Source organism: Nocardioides sp. zg-DK7169 (assembly GCF_013155365.1).
Classification (GTDB): domain Bacteria; phylum Actinomycetota; class Actinomycetes; order Propionibacteriales; family Nocardioidaceae; genus Nocardioides.
Map to the genome: position 1 here is coordinate 210,117 of NZ_JABJRA010000003.1, position 17,610 is coordinate 227,726.

The 17,610-nt window shown below is 75.3% G+C and carries 15 protein-coding genes; 12 read left to right on the forward strand and 3 right to left on the reverse strand.

The window, feature by feature from the left end; translation table 11 throughout:
- Window positions 1–1,284: a glycosyltransferase gene (locus HOQ23_RS06075; protein WP_172212826.1), complete on the forward strand. Its 1,284-nt coding sequence runs from the start codon at window positions 1–3 to the stop codon at window positions 1,282–1,284.
- Between the two features lie 23 nt (window positions 1,285–1,307).
- Here HOQ23_RS06075 and HOQ23_RS06080 read toward each other — a convergent pair whose 3' ends face one another.
- Complete coding sequence (locus tag HOQ23_RS06080) at window positions 1,308–2,669, reverse strand: hypothetical protein (protein WP_172212828.1); 1,362 nt, start codon at window positions 2,667–2,669, stop codon at window positions 1,308–1,310.
- A gap of 222 nt (window positions 2,670–2,891) precedes the next feature.
- Here HOQ23_RS06080 and HOQ23_RS06085 point away from each other — a divergent pair, with 222 nt between their 5' ends.
- From HOQ23_RS06085 to HOQ23_RS06105, 5 genes are read left to right on the forward strand one after another with little or no spacing between them, the layout of a single operon-like run.
- A complete protein-coding gene (locus HOQ23_RS06085; RefSeq protein WP_172212830.1) occupies window positions 2,892–4,274 on the forward strand; it encodes a condensation domain-containing protein in 1,383 nt (460 codons plus the stop codon).
- Window positions 4,271–5,773 carry a hypothetical protein gene (locus HOQ23_RS06090; protein WP_172212832.1) on the forward strand — a complete coding sequence of 501 codons (1,503 nt, stop codon included), beginning with the start codon at window positions 4,271–4,273 and terminating at the stop codon, window positions 5,771–5,773. The genes HOQ23_RS06085 and HOQ23_RS06090 overlap by 4 nt, the downstream gene beginning before the upstream one ends.
- Window positions 5,754–7,145, forward strand: a complete 1,392-nt coding sequence (locus HOQ23_RS06095; protein WP_172212834.1) for a condensation domain-containing protein — start codon at window positions 5,754–5,756, stop codon at window positions 7,143–7,145. The genes HOQ23_RS06090 and HOQ23_RS06095 overlap by 20 nt, the downstream gene beginning before the upstream one ends.
- A 30-nt stretch (window positions 7,146–7,175) precedes the next feature.
- Complete coding sequence (locus HOQ23_RS06100; RefSeq protein ID WP_172212836.1) at window positions 7,176–8,354, forward strand: LLM class flavin-dependent oxidoreductase; 1,179 nt, start codon at window positions 7,176–7,178, stop codon at window positions 8,352–8,354.
- A complete protein-coding gene (locus tag HOQ23_RS06105) occupies window positions 8,351–8,968 on the forward strand; it encodes an FMN reductase (RefSeq protein ID WP_172212838.1) in 618 nt (205 codons plus the stop codon). Before HOQ23_RS06100 ends, HOQ23_RS06105 begins: the two co-directional genes overlap by 4 nt.
- A 56-nt stretch (window positions 8,969–9,024) precedes the next feature.
- Here HOQ23_RS06105 and HOQ23_RS06110 read toward each other — a convergent pair whose 3' ends face one another.
- Entirely contained in the window at window positions 9,025–9,552 is a 528-nt protein-coding gene (locus HOQ23_RS06110; protein ID WP_172212840.1) for a YbhB/YbcL family Raf kinase inhibitor-like protein, read from the reverse strand.
- Between the two features lie 125 nt (window positions 9,553–9,677).
- On the opposite strand from HOQ23_RS06110, the gene cobA reads away from it, so the two are divergent.
- The 3 genes from cobA to HOQ23_RS06125 all read left to right on the forward strand — a co-directional run bounded on the left by cobA (window position 9,678) and on the right by HOQ23_RS06125 (window position 12,440).
- Window positions 9,678–10,907, forward strand: a complete 1,230-nt coding sequence (gene cobA, locus HOQ23_RS06115; RefSeq protein ID WP_172212842.1) for a uroporphyrinogen-III C-methyltransferase — start codon at window positions 9,678–9,680, stop codon at window positions 10,905–10,907.
- The gene (locus HOQ23_RS06120; protein WP_172212844.1) at window positions 10,907–11,710 is read left to right on the forward strand and encodes an RNA methyltransferase; all 804 of its coding nucleotides are present in this window, start codon (window positions 10,907–10,909) and stop codon (window positions 11,708–11,710) included. Before cobA ends, HOQ23_RS06120 begins: the two co-directional genes overlap by 1 nt.
- Before the next feature lie 109 nt (window positions 11,711–11,819).
- Entirely contained in the window at window positions 11,820–12,440 is a 621-nt protein-coding gene (locus HOQ23_RS06125; protein ID WP_172212846.1) for a hypothetical protein, read from the forward strand.
- A gap of 148 nt (window positions 12,441–12,588) precedes the next feature.
- On the opposite strand, the gene def is transcribed toward HOQ23_RS06125, so the two are convergent.
- Window positions 12,589–13,188: a peptide deformylase gene (def, locus tag HOQ23_RS06130; RefSeq protein WP_172212847.1), complete on the reverse strand. Its 600-nt coding sequence runs from the start codon at window positions 13,186–13,188 to the stop codon at window positions 12,589–12,591.
- Between the two features lie 63 nt (window positions 13,189–13,251).
- Between def and HOQ23_RS06135 the strand changes: the two genes are divergently transcribed.
- The 3 genes from HOQ23_RS06135 to HOQ23_RS06145 all read left to right on the forward strand — a co-directional run bounded on the left by HOQ23_RS06135 (window position 13,252) and on the right by HOQ23_RS06145 (window position 17,588).
- On the forward strand, window positions 13,252–14,223 hold the full coding sequence (locus HOQ23_RS06135; RefSeq protein ID WP_172212848.1) for a LysR substrate-binding domain-containing protein: 972 nt from the start codon (window positions 13,252–13,254) through the stop codon (window positions 14,221–14,223).
- Window positions 14,224–14,322: 99 nt separating this feature from the next.
- A complete protein-coding gene (locus HOQ23_RS06140; protein ID WP_172212849.1) occupies window positions 14,323–15,696 on the forward strand; it encodes an MFS transporter in 1,374 nt (457 codons plus the stop codon).
- Window positions 15,693–17,588, forward strand: coding sequence for an FAD-dependent oxidoreductase (locus HOQ23_RS06145; RefSeq protein ID WP_172212850.1), 1,896 nt, complete (start codon window positions 15,693–15,695; stop codon window positions 17,586–17,588). The genes HOQ23_RS06140 and HOQ23_RS06145 overlap by 4 nt, the downstream gene beginning before the upstream one ends.
- The last annotated feature ends 22 nt before the right edge of the window (window positions 17,589–17,610 follow it).

Genomic DNA, 17,610 nt, shown 5'->3' on the forward strand with positions numbered 1-17,610 from the left:
GTGCGATTCGCGTTCGCCCTGCTGGGCAGTCGGGGGGACGTGCAGCCCGCGGTCGCGGTGGCGCTGGCGCTGCGCGGTCGCGGCCACGACGTCGAGGTCGCGGTCGCGCCGAACCTGGTCGGCTTCGTCGCCCGGCTCGGCGTGCCGGCGGTGCCGGTGGGCGCCGACTCCCGCGACCTGCTCGGCTCGACGCTGGTGCGCGAGGACATGCGCTCGGCGCACCCGGTGCGGAGGCTGCGCGCGCTCCAGGCGGTCGCCAGCGTCGGGTGGGACGAGCTGCGCACCGGCCTGGCGCCGCTGGCGCGCCGCGCCGACGTGGTGGTGACCGGGCTGCTCGGGCAGGAGGTGGGCTCGGCGGTCGCCGAGGCGCACGGCGCGGGCTTCGCGGCGCTGCACTACTGCCCGGTCCGCGCCAACGAGGTGGTGCCGCTCCTGGGCCTCCCGCGACGGCTCTCGCCCGCCGTGGCCCGCCGGGTGCAGGCGCGGGCCTGGCGCGCGGGGGAGTCGGTGCGCTGGCGGCTGACCCGGACGGCCGAGAACGAGCAGCGGGCGCTGCTCGGGCTGGCGCCGGCGAAGGTCGGGCTGCCGGAGCGGCTGCGCGAGCGCGGGGCGCTGGAGGTGCAGGCCTACGACCCGGTGCTGGTCCCCGGGCTGGCGGCGCAGTGGCCGGCGCGGCGCCCGGTGGTCGGCTTCCTGGACCTGGACCCCGGGTCGCGCGCCCGGCTGGGCGACGCCAGCCTCGCCGAGGACCCCGCCCTCGAGGAGTGGCTCGGCGCCGGCAGCGCGCCGGTGTACGTCGGGTTCGGCAGCATGGCGGTCGGCGACCCACGGGCGCTGGTCGCCACGGTGGGTCGCGCCTCCGCCGCACTGGGGGTGCGGGTCGTGCTGAGCACCGGGTGGAACGACTTCCCCGACGACCTGGGCGCCGACCACCCGCACCTGCGCATCGTCGGCCCCGCGGACCACGCCACGCTGCTCCCGCGCTGCCGCGCCGCGGTGCACCACGGCGGCGCGGGGACGACCGCGGCCGCCCTGCGCGCCGGGCTCCCCGCCGTCGTCGGGCACTTCAGCGCCGACCAGCCGATCTGGGGACGACTGCTGGCCGACCTCGGGGTCGGCGTGGGCGTGCCGTTCCGCGACCTGGACGCCGCCACGCTGACCTCCGCCCTGGCCCGGGTGCTCGACCCCGCCTGCACCGCACGCGCGCGGCGCGTCGCGGGGCGGCTGGTGGCCCCGGAGGCGGCGGTGGGCGCGGCCGCGGACCTGCTCGAGCGGGCCGGCTGAGCCCGGGCCGGTCTCCTCGCGGGTCATCGGGTGCCCCAGCGCCGCCCAGCCAGGTCCCAGCGGGCGAGCTCGGCCGCGACCGGTCCGGCCAGCGCGTCGTCGTCGAGCAGCAGGTGCGGGGCCATGCCGGCCAGGCTCACGGTCAGGCGGTCCCCGACCGTGCACGACCAGGCCGCGATGCCGCCGCCGATGGCGCGGACCTCCTCGACCGGGGCGCCCACGTGGTGCGCGATCGCGGCCACCGAGCGCGCCGGCACCCCCGCCGCGGCGACGAACGCCTCGGGCAGCTCGCCGACCCGCGAGGCCAGCGCGCGGGCACCCGGCGGCGCCGGGAGACGGCGTACGACGGCGTCGGGGAGCATCTGCACGAGCGCGAGGGGCAGCGGCTCGCGGGCGTGGCTGTCGAGGGCGGCGTAGGCCGCGCGGGAGCGGGCCCGCACCGCGGCGAGGTCGCGCCGCGCCAGGTCGGTCGGGTGGACCTCGACCCGGGCGATCCGGGTGGCGTTGGCGCGCGGGTCGTCGGGCGTGCGGGTGCTGACCGGGAGCGCCACCGGGACGGGCGCCTCGCCGAGGACCCGCATGGCGACGCCCGCGGTGAGCGCGGCGAACCAGGCGTTGACGGTGCCGCCGTGCGCCGCGGCGACCCGGTCGACGTCGGACGCGGCGAGCTCGAGGACCACCAGGGGAGTGGTCCAGTCGGGAGGGGTCTCGACGGGCTCGACCAACGGCTGGGGCTCGACGGACGGGGTCGCGACAGGCTCCGCCGACGGACGGGGCGCCCCCGACGGCCGGGGTCCGACGTGGGGGCGCAGGCGCCCGGCGAGCCAGGCGCCGACCTCCGCAAGCTGCCCGACTGCGTCGCGGCCGTCGAGCAGGAGCGCACGCAGGCCGACCGGGCGCGGGGGCGGCACCAGCGGGGCGGCCGCGGCCCCCGCCCGGGCCACGGCGTCGACCATCGCGCCGCCGTCGGCCACCGCGTGCGAGACGACCAGGGAGAGCACTGCGCCACCGCTGGCGAGGTCGGCCGTCGCCAGCTCCCAGCCGTGCCCCGCCGCCGGGTCCAGGCGTACGCCGGCCCGGGCGCGCAGCCACGCCAGCACGTCGTGCTCGGCGACCTCCCCGTCGTACCCGACCGCGGGCCGGTGGGCGGCGCGCGACCAGCGGCCGCGGGCGCCGGGAACCAGCGCCCGGTCCGCTCGCCGGGCGAGCGCGCCCTCGGCGAGGCGGTCGGCGAGCGCCTCGACGCCGGCGGCGGGGAGCGGGCCCTCGAAGAGCCACGCGAGCTGGTTGGCGATCGGGCTGCCCACGCCGCGGTGCCGGCGCAGGAAGAGGTCGTCGCCGAAGGAGGAGCGGAGCGGGGCCGGGGGCCCGCCGGTCAGGAGCATGGGGCCTTTCCTCGTGCCGGGCGCCGGGGCGCCGAGGTGGGGGAGGGCCGTGGCGGTGGGTCCGGGCGCGCCGGCCCGGGACCGCCGCCACGGGCGGCACGAACGCCCCATGAAACCGGACGAATATGACAACCGGAAGTGCCACACATTGCGAAACTGTGAGTGACACTGTGATTCATGTCACCCTCGCCAGCAACCGTCGGCTGCGTCATCGTTGTCGAGGTGGAGTACAGCGAACTTGACCAGTACCCCCTCTCGGGCGGACGGCTGACGACCTGGGAACCGGTGGTTCCCGACCATGCGTGGCGCGCGGACGACCGCGGCCTGTCGTGGGACCACGAGCACCACCTCGACGGCGGCGAGGACGGCTCCTGGATCGGGTCGGTGATGCACGTGCCGGCGCCGTACGACCCAGCGCACGTGGCGGCAGCGGCCACCGCGTGGATGCTTCGCCACGAGGGGCTGCGCACCACCGTCGTCCGCACCGAGGACGGCACGTGGCGGCGCTCGAGCACGGACGGGACGGGCCTCGCGATCCGCTCGATCGAGGCCGGCACGGTCTCCCCGCAGGACGCCGCCGACCGGATCTCGCGGTCCTTCGCCTCCCTCACCCGCGCCGCCTGGCCGCACGTGCGCCTCGCAACGGTGCACCGCGAGGGAGCGCCGGGCTTCGACCTCGTCTTCGGCGCGGACCACAGCGTGATGGACGCCTACTCCCAGCTGGTCTGGTTCGAGGAGTTCACCACCCTCTACGACCGGGTCCGCGCCGGTGCGACGCCCTCCTCGCTGGTCGACCCGGCCATCGCCAGCCACGTCGACCACGCCGCCGCCGACCGCGCGCTCGGCGCCGCGGTCACGGCCGAGCACCCCGCGGTGCGCGGCTGGCGCTCCTTCCTCGCCCACGGCTCCGGCCTGCGCTTCCCCGACCACCCCGACCCGGCGCTGCGCATCGGCCCGGTCACCGACGGCAGGCAGCCCCAGCACAGCTCCTCGACCTGGGTCGCTGCTCCCGACGAGCTGGACCGCCTGGGCGCGCTGTGCCGCAGCGCCGGGACGTCCGCGCAGTCCGGGGCGCTGGCGGTGCTGCTGCTCGCGCTGCGCGCCGCGCGCCCGACCGACCGGTTCCGCTTCGTGATGCCGATGCACACCCGCCACGACCCCGCACACCTCCCGGCGGTCGGCTGGTACGTCGGCTGCGCCCCGGTGCAGGTCGACCTCGCCGGCGCCCACGACACCGCGGAGGTGCTCGCCCGCATCCATGCCGGCGTCGACGCGGGCAAGCCCCTCGTCGGCGTCCCGCTGCCCCGCATCGCCCAGCTCCTGGAGATCCACGACCACCCCCACTTCGTGGTCTCCTACGTCGACACCCGCCACATCCCCGGCGCCGCGCACTGGGACCGGCTGCGGGCGCGCACGCTGCGCAGCCCGGCGTACGCCGACGACGAGGTCTACCTGTGGCTGGTGCGCAGCCACCACGGCCTCAGCGTGTCCGCGCGCTACCCGCGCACCGAGGAGGCAGACGCCGCGCTGCGCACCCTGCACACCGACATGCGCCGCGTGCTCCGCGAGCTGCTGGCCGACGGGGCGCAGGAGGCGAGCGCATGATCCTGGCGGGCATGGAGGAGTGGCGCCCGGCACCGGGCCGCGTGCTGGCCTGGCGCCCCACCCCGGCCGCCGCGACCGCGGCCGCGACCGCACCCGTGAGCCCCGGACCACCGTCGTTCCTGCAGGTCGACCACCTCGCGGCGTACGCCGGCCTGGTCGCGCGCGGCGGGGTGCACCGGGCCTGGACCGGCGTCGCGACGGTGCTGGACGGGCCGCTGGACCGCGCGGCCCTGGGCCGGGCGGTGGTGCGGTTCGTGGGCCGCCACGAGGGGCTGCGCACCTGGTTCGACCTCGCCGGCGACGAGCCGGTGCGCCACCTGCTCGCGCCCGAGGACGTCGCGCTCGAGATCGAGGAGCTCGCCCCGGCGCCCGCCGACGGGCCGGCGGACGGGCCTGTCGACGGCGACTGGCACGCGGCGCTCCACGCGCTGCTGACCGACCTGTTCACCGAGCGGTGCCGCCCCGACGCCTGGCCGGGCTGGTGCCTGGTCGCCGTCGAGGGACCGGACTCGGTGGGGGTCGCCTGGGGCTGTGACCACGCCTTAACCGACGGCGTCTCCCAGGTGCTGCTGGCCGGCGAGCTCGGCTGGCTGTACGACGACGAGCGCGGCATCGCCGACCGCGGTCCGGACCCCGCGGGTCCGGACGCGGTGCGCACGGTCCCGGGGGGCTTCGTGGCGCACGCGCGCGCGGAGCGGGCCGCCGCGGCGGAGTTCGGCCCGGAGTCCCCGGAGGTCGGGGAGTGGGTCGGCTCGGTCGCACGCCACGGCGGGCGACTGCCGAGCTTCCCGCTGGACCTGGGACTCGCGCCGGGGGAGACCGCGCCGGTGCGGATCCGCAGCACCGACCTGCTGGAGGTCTCCGAGCTCGACGCCCTCGACGCCCTGTGCCGCGAGGCGGGCGCGCGGATGACCGGCGCCGTGTTCGGCGCGCTCGCGGAGACCGAGCGGCTGCTGACCGGGCGCCGCGACCACCTCGCGATCACGGTGCTCAGCACCCGCCGGGGGCCGTGGACGACCTCGCAGGGCTGGTTCTGCACCTTCGCCCCGGTCGAGATCCGCACCGGGGGCCAGCCGGACTTCGCCAGCCTGGCCGCGACGGCACAGACCGCGTTCGAGCGCGCCAAGCGCCTGGGCGCCGCGCCGGTGCCGCTGGTGCTCGAGACGCTGGTGCGCTCGGGGACGGTGGCCCCCGACCACCTCGGCAGCCCGCAGCTGGTGTCCTACATCGACCTGCGGTGGTTCTCGGGGGTCGGCGCTCCCGCCCACGACCGCGGGGTGCACTTCACCGGACTGGGGCGCACCTCCAACGCCTCGATGTGGGTCAACCGCGACGCGGGGCGCCTCTACGTGGTCGCGCAGACCCCGGACACCCCCGAGGCGCAGGCGGCGGTGACGACCTACCACGGGCTGCTGCGCGCGGTGCTGCGCGCCGCGGCCCGCGGCGAGCGGATCGACCCCCCGGCGCAGGAACGGGCGCATGCGGGTCACGACCGCTGACGCCTGGCAGCCCGCGCCCGGGGCGGTCCACGCCTGGCACGTCGCACCCCCGGGCACGGGTGGGACCCGCGTCGCGCTCTCCGCGGACCAGCGCAACCACCTCTCCGCGGCCGCCGCCGGTGCGCCGTCGGTGTGGCTGACCGCCGCCTTCGACGTGGCCGGGCCGATCGACCTCGTGGCGCTCGAGGGCGCCTTCCGCGACCTGGTCGCGCGGCACGGCACGCTGCAGTGCGTCGCGGGAGTGGAAGCGGAGCGCGACGGGAGCGGTGGCGAGGCCCCGGTGGCGCGCCGCCACGACCCGGCGACGCTCACCTGGCGGCGCCGGGTCGCGGGGACGCCGACGTCCGCCGCGGCGACCGGCACGCTGCTGCGCGGGCTGCTGGACGCGGGCTGCGCCCCGCTGGCCGGCTCCGGGCTGCTTCCGGCCGCGGTCTCGCGCCCCGGTCGCTCCACGGTGCTGCTCGGCCTGGACCACCTGCACGCCGACGCCACCTCGGTGGCCGTGGTCGTCGAGGACCTGGCGACCCTGTACTCCGCCCGCCGCGGCCGCCCAGGGACCGGACCGCTGCCGCCCACGGGCTGCTTCGTCGAGGCGTGCGCCGCGCCGGCGCCCGTCGTACCGCCCGAGGACGCGCGGCTGGCCGCGTGGCACGCCTTCCTCGGCGGGCTCGACCACCGACTGCCGACGTTCCCGCTGCCGCTGGGCGTCGCGCCGGGGGAGCGGGTGCCGCAGGCGAGCGTGCTGGTCGAGCTGCTCGACGCCGGTGACGCGGCCGCGCTCGACCTGCGGGCGGCGAGCGCCGGCGCCACCACCTGCGCGGCGGTGCTGGCCGGGTTCGCGGGCGCCGTGGCCGACTGCGGAGGGCCCGGCGAGCTGCCGGTGCTGCTCCCGGTGAGCACCCGGCGTACCGCCGCCGAACGGCGCGCCGTGGGCTGGTTCACCGCGACGGTGCCCCTGGTGCTGGGGGCCGGCGACGACCCCGGCGCCGCCGCGCGCGACCTGCGCGCGGCGCGGGGGCTGGCCGACGTGCCGCTGGAGCAGGTGCTGGCCACGCTGCCCGCCCCTCTGGTGCGCACCCGTGGCGACGTCTTCATGGTGTCCTGGCTGGACTACCGGCGGCTGCCGGGCCACGACCGGGCGCGGGAGCGCGCGGCGCACCACGTGTCGGCGGCGACACTGGCCGACGACCTCCAGCTGTGGCTCTCGCGCACCGACGACGGGATCGCGCTGCGGGCCCGGGTGCCGGGGACGGCCACGGCGCGCGCGACGCTGGACGCCGTGGTCGCGGCGTGGCGGCGACGGCTGCGGGCGGACGGCGACGCGGTCCGGGAGGCGGAATACCTGTACACGGGCGGGGATTGTGGGATGTAATCGCACTTTCAACTACCGAGCGAGGGCAGCATGCAGATCGGGATCTTCACCGTCGGCGACGTGACCACCGACCCCACGACCGGGCGGACCCCCACCGAGCAGGAGCGGATCAAGGCCACCGTCGCGATCGCGCGCAAGGCCGAGGAGATCGGTCTGGACGTCTTCGCCACCGGCGAGCACCACAACCCGCCGTTCATCGCCTCCAACCCGACCGCCACGCTGGCCTACATCGGTGCGCTGACCGAGCGGATCATCCTCTCCACCGCGACCACCCTGATCACCACCACCGACCCGGTGCTGATCGCGGAGGACTACGCCAAGATCCAGCACCTCACCGACGGCCGCGTCGACCTGATGATGGGCCGCGGCAACACCGGGCCCGTGTATCCCTGGTTCGGCAAGGACATCCGCCAGGGCATCAACCTCGCCGTCGAGAACTACGCCCTGCTGCGCCGGCTGTGGAGCGAGGACGTGGTGAGCTGGGAGGGGCGCTTCCGCACCCCGCTGCAGGGCTACACCTCCACCCCGCGCCCGCTGGACGGCGTCGCGCCGTTCGTGTGGCACGGCTCGATCCGCAGCCCCGAGATCGCCGAGCAGGCGGCCTACTACGGCGACGGGTTCTTCCACAACCACATCTTCTGGCCCGCCGGGCACACCCAGCAGATGGTCGACCTGTACCGCCGCCGCTTCGAGCACTACGGCCACGGCCCCGCGGACACCGCGATCGTCGGGCTGGGCGGGCAGTTCTTCATGCGGCGCAACAGCCAGGACGCGGTCGCTGAGTTCCGCCCCTACTTCGACAACGCGCCGGTCTACGGCCACGGCCCGTCGCTGGAGGACTTCACCGAGGCGACCCCGCTGACCGTCGGCTCGCCGCAGCAGGTGCTGGAGCGGACCCTGTCGTTCCGGGAGTACGCCGGGCACTACCAGCGCCAGCTGTTCCTGCTCGACCACGCCGGCCTGCCCCTGAAGACGGTGCTGGAGCAGCTCGACCTGCTCGGCGAGATCCTGCCCGACATGCGCCGCGGCTTCGCCGAGGGCCGGCCCGCGCACGTCCCGGACGCCCCCACCCACGCCTCGCTGGTCGCGAAGGCCGGGGGAGCGAGCGACGCCACCGTCTACGCGCCCGCCGACGCGGCCACGGGGCACCGGGCCGAGGACGCTGAGGGTGCTGTCGGGGCCGAGGGAGGGGCGGAGGTGCGGGCATGACCCGGGTCGTCGTCGTCTCAGGCGGGCTGTCCACGCCGTCCTCGACCCGCCTGCTGGCCGACCGGCTCACGGACGCGACCCGCGAGGCGCTCGAGGAGGCCGAGGTCGTCCACGTCGAGCTGCGCGACCTCGCCCACCAGCTCACCGACCACCTGCTCACCGGCTTCCCAGGCCCCGACCTCGCCGCGGCGATCGAGGCCGTGCGGGACGCGGACGGGGTGATCGCGGTGACGCCGGTCTTCTCGGCGAGCTACTCGGGCCTGTTCAAGACGTTCTTCGACGTCCTCGAGCCGGGACTGCTGGACGGCACCCCGGTGCTGGTCGCGGCCACGGCCGGCACGGCCCGGCACTCGCTGGTCCTCGACCACGCGCTGCGCCCGCTGTTCGCCTACCTGCGCGCGGTCGTCGTCCCCACCGGCGTCTTCGCCGCCACCGACGACTTCGCCGGCTCGGACCTGGACGCGCGGGTACGCCGCGCGGCCGGGGAGCTGGCGCTGCTCGCGGGGAAGGTGAGCGGCGCAGACGCCGCCCCCGCCCCGCGTCGTACGGTCGAGGAGGAGCTGGGCGAGCCCACGCCGTTCGAGGAGCTGCTCCGCCGCTCCAGCGAGGGCTGACATCCCGCGGGCCCCCGGGGGCCGGGCCCGGCCATCCCCGGGCCCGGCGCAGCGGGTCAGTGCTGGTAGGTCCCGTGCAGGATCGCGCGTCCGGCGGTCTTGAACGCCAGGTTGAACGACACGACCGCGGGGGAGGCGTCGGCGTCGACGCCGAGCGACTCCTCGGTGACCGCGTGGACCACGAAGAAGTAGCGGTGCACCTGGTCGCCCTGCGGCGGAGCGGCGCCGTTGAAGCCGGGGGTGCCGAGGTCGTTGCGACACATGAACGCCTTGCCGGGAAGCTCCGCGCCCGGAGCGCCGGCACCGGCCGGCAGCGAGGTCACGTCGGCGGGGAGATCGACGAGCACCCAGTGCCAGAACCCGCTCGGCGTGGGAGCGTCGGGGTCGAAGCAGGTGACCGTGAAGCTCTTGGTGCCCTCGGGCGCCTCGGACCACGACAGCTGCGGCGAGGAGTCGCCGCCCGACTTCACCTGGTCGTCCTTCAGCGGCTGGCCGTCGACGACGTCCGTGCTCGTCACCTCGAAGGAGGGGACGCGCGGCAGCAGGTCGTAGGGGTTGGGGGTGACGGGTCGGTCGAGGTTCATGTCGCTCCTGATCGATCGGCGGGGCCGCCGGGCATTCTCGTGCCGGCGGGCTCGGGTGGCCGACCGTAGTCCGCTCCCTGAACCCGGGCCACCGGTGTGGTCCCGCGCCCGGCGAGAATGACGACGTGGACGACTACACGCCGTACCCCTCGGGGCTCATCCTCACCGCCCGCCGGGTCCTGGTCGTCGGCGGCGGCCACGTCGCCCAGCGACGCATCCCCGCCCTGATCGCCGCCGGCGCCGACGTGCACGTGGTCTCACCCGAGGTCACCCCCGCCATCGAGGGCCTCGTCGGGTCCGGCGAGGTGACCTGGCACCGGCGCCGCTTCGCGCCGCTCGACCTCGACGGGGCGTGGTACGCCCTGGCCACCACCGACGACCCGGAGGTCAACGCCCAGGTCTGCGCCGCGGCCGAGGCCGACCGGATCTTCTGCGTGCGCGCCGACGACGCCCGCGGCGGTACGGCGTGGACGCCGGCGGTCGGCCGGCACGCCGGCGTCACCGTGGCCGTGCTCGGCAACCGCGACCCGCGCCGCTCGGCCGGCGTGCGCGACGAGGTGCTCGAGGGCCTGCGCGAGGGCACCATCGCGGCGCGCCACCAGCGCGACCACACGCCCGGCGTGGTGCTGGTCGGCGGCGGACCCGGCGACCCGGAACTGATGTCGGTCGCCGGTCGCAAGGCGCTGATGGAGGCCGACGTCGTGGTGGCCGACCGGCTCGCGCCGCGCGAGCTGCTCGGCGAGCTGCCCGCCGACGTCGAGCTCATCGACGTCGCCAAGCTGCCCCGCGGCCGCTCGGCGCAGCAGGAGGAGATCAACCGCGTCATCGTCGAGCGGGCGCTGGCGGGCAAGCGGGTGGTGCGGTTCAAGGGCGGCGACAACTTCGTCTTCGGCCGCGGCTACGAGGAGGTCCTCGCCTGCCGCGCGGCCGGCGTCCCCGTCACGGTCGTTCCCGGCCTGACCAGCCCGGTCGCCGTACCGGCCGTGGCCGGGATCCCGGTCACCCACCGCGGCGTCGCGCACGAGTTCACCGTGATCTCCGGGCACCTGCCGCCCGGGCACCCCGAGTCGCTGACCAACTGGGCGGCGGTCGGCGGGCTGAGCGGCACGCTGGTGCTGATGATGGCGGTGCAGAACGCCCCCGCGATCGCCGCCGCCCTCGTGGCCGGCGGCCGGGACGCGGACACCCCGGTCGCGGTCGTCTGCGACGGCACGATGCCCGGGCAGCGCACCGTCCTGGCGACGCTGGCCACCCTCGGCGACGAGCTCGCCGCCCAGGACGTGAAGCCCCCGGCGATCATCGTCGTCGGCGGCGTCGTCGCGGTCGCGCACCCCGAGCGCTTCGAGCGGGTCTGATGGCCACGATCGTCGAGATCACCGACCCCGCGGACCCCCGGCTGGGCGACTACCGCGACCTGCGCGACGTACAGCTGCGCAAGAGCCTGGAGACGGAGAACGGGCTCTTCCTCGCTGAGGGGGAGAAGGTCGTGCGCCGCGCGGTCGAGGGCGGCTTCGCGCCGCGGTCGTTCCTGATGGCGCCGCGCTGGCTCGACGGCCTGGCCGACGTGCTGGCGACGACCGACGCTCCCTGCTACGTGATGTCGGAGGCGCTCGCCGAGGAGGTCACCGGCTTCCACGTGCACCGCGGTGCGCTGGCCTCCCTGGAGCGCCGCCCGCTGCCCTCGGTCGACGAGGTGCTCGACGGCGCCCGCTCGGTGCTGGTGCTCGAGGAGATCGTCGACCACACCAACGTCGGCGCGATCTTCCGCAGCGGCGCCGCGCTCGGCTTCGACGCCGTGCTGCTGGCCCCGCGCTGCGCGGACCCGCTGTATCGCCGCGCGATCAAGGTCGGCATGGGCGCCGTCTTCACGATGCCGTGGACCCGCCTGCCCGACTGGTACGACGCGCTGCCGTCGCTCAGCGCCCGCGGCTTCACCACGGTGGCGTTGACCCTCACCCCGGACGCGACCGCCATCGAGGAGGCGGTCGCCGGGCTGGACCGGGTCGCGCTGGTGCTCGGCTCCGAGGGCCACGGGCTCTCGCCACGCTGGGAGCAGAGCGCCGACCGCCGCGCGATCATCCCGATGCGCGCCGGCATCGACTCCCTCAACGTCGCCGCCGCCAGCGCCGTCGCCTGCTACGTCACCGCCCGCCGCTGACCCCACTCGTCGAGTCGAGACTTGTGACGAGCGAGTCGAGACTCGCTGCGCGTCGAGTCGAGACTTGCGGCGCGCCTCCGGCACCGGCTCGCGGACTAGGGTGCGGCGGGTGACCGACGACCACGCCGCCCAGGGCCAAGAGCCCGCCGACTCGCCGTACCACCGCACGCTGCCGGTGGGGGAGCGACTCTCGGGCCAGCCGCTCGTCGACGACGCGCTGTCCTCCTTCGAGGAGGTCCGGCTTCGTCCGCTGGGCCCGATGATGGTGCCCGAGGCACCCCGCTCCGGGACGCTCGACCGCGCCGAGTGCGGGCACTGCCGTCCCAGCGAGCACACGATCTGGACCGACGGCACCTGGCAGGTCCGCTCCGGGTTCACCCGCACGGGCCTGCCGTTCGTCGGCGGCATCGCGCCCGTCGATCACGTCCTGCTGGACAACGCGCCGGTCGAGCTGCTCGCCGGCCTGGGCCCGCTGATGCAGCGCCTCAGCGCCGCGGTCAAGGCGGTCCCGGGCGTCGCGCGCTGCCACTTCTCGCGCTGGGGCGACGGCTCGGAGCACTTCCACCTGTGGGCGCTGGCCCGTCCGGCCGGCATGATGCAGGGCCGCGGCGCGATGCTCGCGTTCTGGGACGACGTGCTGCCCGCCGTGCCCGACGAGCTGACCGCCGAGCACCGGCGCATCGTCGCCGAGCACCTGGCCGGGGGCGGCGGAGAGTCGCGGGTGTCCTGACTCACGCGCCGTCAGGAGCGCGAGCTCACCACAAGGGCCGACTCGCCGCGCCACAAGGGCCGACTCGCCGCGCCACACGGGCCGACTCGCCGCGCCACACGGGCCGACTCGGGCAACCACACGAGCCGCCTCGCGGAGGGGGCAGGGGTCAGGAGGTCGCGGGCCAGCCGTCGGGGTAGTCGGCGACGGCCTTGTCGTGGGCCTTCTGGAGCTTCTTGCGGGCCTTGGTCGGGAGGCGGTCGCCGAAGACGGTGCCGAGGGTGTGGTCGGTCTCGTGCTGCAGGCAGCGGGCCAGCAGGCCGTCACCGGAGAAGGTGACCGGCTCGCCGTCCAGGCCGACACCGTGGACCGTGGCGAAGTCGGGGCGCGCGCAGTCCACGAACGCCCCGGGGAAGGACAGGCAGCCCTCGTCGTCGACGTCGAGGTGGCGGTCCTTGCCCTCGGGCAGGTCGACGTCGGGGTTGCACACCACGCCCACCGTCCGCTCGCCGCTGGCGTCGGGGCAGTCGAAGACGAAGACCGCGAGGTCGACGCCGATCTGGCAGGCCGCGAGGCCGACGCCGTCCGCGGCGTACATCGTCGCCACCATGTCCGCGACGAGCTGGCGCAGCTCCTCGTCGAAGTGCTCGACCCGGGCCTGGGGGCGATGCATGACCGGGGTCCCCCAACGCGTCATCGGCCGGACCCGACCGCCCTCGGGAAGGGGGCCGTACGGCGCGTGCTCGGGCGGTGCGGGAGGAGCGGACATGACCACGAATGCTAGCGGGGACCACGCGTCGGACCGGGACCGGGACGGAGGTAACGTCATGACGTGGCCAGGGCCGAAGGCGTTCCGACGTTCACGATCAACCAGCTGGCGGCGTTCGTCGCCGTGGCCGATGTGGGCACCATCAGTGGTGCCGCGCAGCAGCTGCACATCTCCGCATCGGCGCTCTCGGCCAACCTCACCGAGCTGGAGCGGGCGCTCAACGCCCAGCTGCTCACCCGGCACCGCGCCAAGGGTGTGCAGCTGACCCCGACCGGCGAGCTGCTCGTGCCCCGGGCCCGGCTGCTGCTGCACCAGGGCCTGGAGCTGGAGGCCGACGCGCGCGGCGAGCGGGGCGCGGCCGGCGTGGTACGCCTGGGCTGCTACCCCTCGCTCGCCCCGACGCTGCTGCCGCCGCTGATCACCGGGTTCGCCGCGACCCAGCCAGAGACCCAGCTCGAGGTCACCGAGGCCAACCAGGACCAGCTCACCGCCAGCCTGGAGGGCGGGCTGCTCGACGCGGCGATCATGTACGACCTCGACCTCGGGCCGTCGTGGCGCCGCGCCGGCCTGGCGCTGCTCAAGCCGCTGGTCGTGCTGCCCGGCGACCACCGGCTCGCCGCGAGCGAGGATCCGGTCGACCTCAACGACCTGCGCGGGGATCCGCTGGTGCTCCTGGACGCGCCGCCCAGCTCGGCCCACGCGCTGGGCTGCTGCGCGATCGCCGGGTTCGCCCCGCGGATCGGCTACCGGGCCCGCACCTACGAGACCGCCCGCTCCTTCGTGGGCCGCGGGCTGGGCTGGACGATCCTGCTGCAGCGTCCCAGCGCCGACGTGACCTACGAGGGGCTCCCGGTCGCGGTGCGCGAGATCGCGACCCCCGGCATCGAGCCGGTCTCGGTCGACGTGGTGTGGCACCCGGACTCGCTGCTCAACCGCGCCACGCGTGCGTTCCTCACCGAAGCGGTGCGGCTGGCGGCCCGACAGCTCAAGAGCGGGACGATCCGCAACGCGGCTTCCACGGAAATCCCGAGGTAATACTGCGTTAACCGGGGCTTTCCATCCACATGGCTTGACCTTCACCGTGGGGAGCGCCACCTCCCTCGGTGGAATGAAACGAGCGAAAGGCCCACCCTCATGGGAGCACCTGCCTCGGGGACCACGCCCGCACCGACCAGTGCGCGCCGTGCCGTCGCCAGCAGCTTCGTCGGCACCGCCATCGAGTGGTACGACTTCTTCATCTACGGCACCGCCGCCGCCCTGGTCCTCGGTCCTCAGTTCTTCCCGACCGACTCCGACCTGGCCAGCACCCTGTCGGCCTTCGCCACGCTCGCCGTGGGATTCATCGCACGTCCCTTCGGCAGCGTGATCATGGGCCACTTCGGTGACCGCACCGGTCGCAAGTCGATGCTCGTCATCTCGCTGTTCGTGATGGGTGGCGCGACCGTCGGCATCGGCCTGCTGCCGAACTACGACTCGATCGGCGCCTGGGCGCCGGTGCTGCTCGTCGTCCTGCGCTTCGTCCAGGGCATCGGCGTCGGCGGCGAGTGGGGTGGCGCGGTGCTGATGGCCACCGAGCACGCCCCGCCCGGCAAGGCCGGCCTCTACGGCTCCGCCCCGCAGATGGGTGTCCCGGCCGGCGTCCTGCTGGCCAACCTGGTCTACCTGGCCTGCACCCAGTCGATGAGCGAGGACGCGTTCCTCGAGTGGGGCTGGCGCATGCCGTTCCTGCTGAGCATCGTGCTCATCGGCGTCGCCATGTGGATCCGCCTCGGCGTCATGGAGAGCCCCGAGTTCGAGGCCGTCAAGGCCGACGAGCAGGTGGCCCGGATCCCGATCGTGGAGGTCCTCACCAAGAGCTGGCGCACCGTGCTGCTCGCCGGCGGCACGTTCATCGCCACCAACGGCATCGCCTACGTCTTCATGGCCTACCTGCTGACCTACGGCACCAAGGAGCTCGACTTCGGCCGCGGCACCATGCTCGGCCTGCTGATCGCCGCCTGCCCGGTGTGGATGCTCGGCATGGGCGTCTCGGCGTACTGGTCCGACATCGTCGGTCGCCGCAAGATCTACGTCGCCTCGACGATCGCGCTGCTCGTGACCTCGGCGTTCTTCTTCACCCTCATCGACACCGCGTCGATCCCGGTGATGCTGCTCGCGATGATCCTGCTCGCCTTCGTCCTCGGCTGCACCGTCGGCCCGCAGTCGGCGCTCTTCGCCGAGCTGTTCCCGGCCCACGTGCGCTACAGCGGCGCCTCGCTCGGCTACCAGGTCGGCGCGATCCTCGGTGGCGGCATCGCCCCGTTCATGGCGACCTGGCTCTACGCCGAGTTCGGCACCAGCAACGCGATCTCCGCCTACTTCGTGCTGATCGCGCTGATCAGCCTCACCTGCACCCTCATCCTCCTGCGCCGTCCCCCGAGCGAGCTGACCGGCGCACCGGCCGGCGACGCCGCGCAGCCCGCCGAGCGCGCCGACGAGAGCGCCGTCCCGACAGGAGCCGCCCGATGACCTCGCCGTACTTCCAGCCCCCGACGTACGAGCGCAGCCGCGTCGCCGAGCCGGCGCCGGACGCCGCCCCGCTGCCCGTGGTCGTCGTCGGTGCCGGCCCGGTCGGGATGAGCGTCGCCCTGGGCCTGGCCCAGCGCGGCATCCCCGTCACGGTCCTCGAGGCCGCCGACCAGGTGTCCTTCGGCAGTCGCGCGATCTGCATCTCGCGCCACAGCCTCGAGGTCGCCGACCGGCTCGGCTTCGGCGAGCGGCTCGCCGCCCTCGCCCTGGAGTGGCAGGGCGGGCGCAGCTACCACCGCGACCGCGAGGTCCTGCACTTCACGATGCCCCACGAGGCCGGCGACGTGCGGGCCCCGATGGTCAACGTCTCGCAGTCCGAGCTCGAGCAGATGATGGTCGAGACCCTCGAGAAGAACCCGCTCATCACCCTGCACTGGGGCACCCCGGTGGTCGGCGTCCAGCAGGACGCCGACGGCGCGCGGGTCACCGTCGACACCGTCGAGGGGGAGCGGACCCTGCGCGCGCAGTGGGTCGTCGCCGCCGACGGCGGACGCAGCGCGGTGCGCCAGCAGCTGGGGCTGCGCCTCGAGGGCACCAGCTACGAGGGCCGCTACGTCATCGCAGACATCCACTGGGTGTGCGACCTCCCTGCCGAGCGTCTGGTCTGGTTCGACCCGCCGAGCAACCCCGGCTCGACGGTGATCATGCACCGCCAGCCCAACGACATCTGGCGCATCGACTACCAGCTCGCCCCCGGCGACGACGCCGAGGTCGAGACCCAGGAGGAGCGGATCCGCGAGCGGATCGCCAAGCACCTCACCTGGCTGCGCCACGAGCAGCCGTGGACCCTGGAGTGGCACGGCTTCTACCAGGCCCGCGCGCTCGCGCTCCCGGACTTCGTGCACGGCCGGGTCGTCTTCACCGGCGACGCCGCCCACCTGGTGCCGATCTTCGGCGTGCGCGGGCTGAACTCCGGCATGGAGGACGCCGACACCCTGGTGTGGACCCTCGCCGCCGTGCTGCACGGCGACGCGGACCCGGCACTGCTCGCGGCGTACTCCGCCGAGCGTCACGACGCCTGGCAGCAGAACGTCGCCAACGCCGGCAAGTCCACCCTGGTGATGACGCCGGGCACCGACGGCTACCGCGCCACCCGCGACGCGCTCCTGGACCTCAGCGAGGTGCGCCCGGAGTTCAGCCACCTGCTGGATCCGCGTCAGAGCAGCGCCACCCACGCCCGCCGCTCGGCGCTCACCCTGGCCGACCCGGACGCCGCGACCGCCGACATCGAGGCCGCCGGCCTGGTCGCGGGCGACCCGGTGCCGGACCGCCGGGTGCGCACCGCGCCCGGCAAGGAGTCCAGCGTGCACGAGGTGCGCGGGACCGGCTTCGGCATCTACGCCTTCGGCCCGCTCGACGAGTCGGCGCTGGAGTCCGTCTTCCAGCTCCGCGGGGACCTGGCCGCCGCCCTGCCGCACGAGGACGCCACCGTCGTCATGGTCGGGCTCGGCGAGACCGAGCACTCGCTGGTGGACACCGACGGCGAGCTGGCCGCGGCCTGGGGCGCGGCTCCCGGCGAGGTCTTCGTGGTGCGTCCCGACGGGCTGCTCCTGGGCCGCGGGCGGGCCGGCGACCTGGGCGGCGTCCCGGCGCACCTGCGCGCCGGCGGCACCGCGAAGGCGCAGCGCGCCGAGGCCGCCGACCCCCGCGTCGGCCTCCCGCCGGAGCAGGCCGCGCGCGAGCAGGTCTGGCTCGCGGTCTCCGCCGCCCTCGACTCCGTCGCGGCCGACGACCGTCCCGCCCTGCTCACCCGCCTCGCCCTGGTCCTCGGCGACCAGGTCGGTCCCGCCGCGCTGCGGGATGCGGTCGAGGCCGCCCGCGCGGCACGCTGAGAGCACCAGCCCACCACCACCC

Bases quoted from the DNA above. Each gene is read 5' to 3' on its own strand.
- HOQ23_RS06120 (WP_172212844.1), top strand. From the start codon at position 10,907: ATGGCCACGATCGTCGAGATCACCGACCCCGCGGACCCCCGGCTGGGC.
- HOQ23_RS06080 (WP_172212828.1), bottom strand. From the start codon at position 2,669: ATGCTCCTGACCGGCGGGCCCCCGGCCCCGCTCCGCTCCTCCTTCGGC.
- HOQ23_RS06095 (WP_172212834.1), top strand. From the start codon at position 5,754: ATGCGGGTCACGACCGCTGACGCCTGGCAGCCCGCGCCCGGGGCGGTC.
- HOQ23_RS06140 (WP_172212849.1), top strand. From the start codon at position 14,323: ATGGGAGCACCTGCCTCGGGGACCACGCCCGCACCGACCAGTGCGCGC.
- def (WP_172212847.1), bottom strand. From the start codon at position 13,188: ATGTCCGCTCCTCCCGCACCGCCCGAGCACGCGCCGTACGGCCCCCTT.
- HOQ23_RS06110 (WP_172212840.1), bottom strand. From the start codon at position 9,552: ATGAACCTCGACCGACCCGTCACCCCCAACCCCTACGACCTGCTGCCG.
- HOQ23_RS06090 (WP_172212832.1), top strand. From the start codon at position 4,271: ATGATCCTGGCGGGCATGGAGGAGTGGCGCCCGGCACCGGGCCGCGTG.
- HOQ23_RS06145 (WP_172212850.1), top strand. From the start codon at position 15,693: ATGACCTCGCCGTACTTCCAGCCCCCGACGTACGAGCGCAGCCGCGTC.
- HOQ23_RS06105 (WP_172212838.1), top strand. From the start codon at position 8,351: ATGACCCGGGTCGTCGTCGTCTCAGGCGGGCTGTCCACGCCGTCCTCG.
- HOQ23_RS06100 (WP_172212836.1), top strand. From the start codon at position 7,176: ATGCAGATCGGGATCTTCACCGTCGGCGACGTGACCACCGACCCCACG.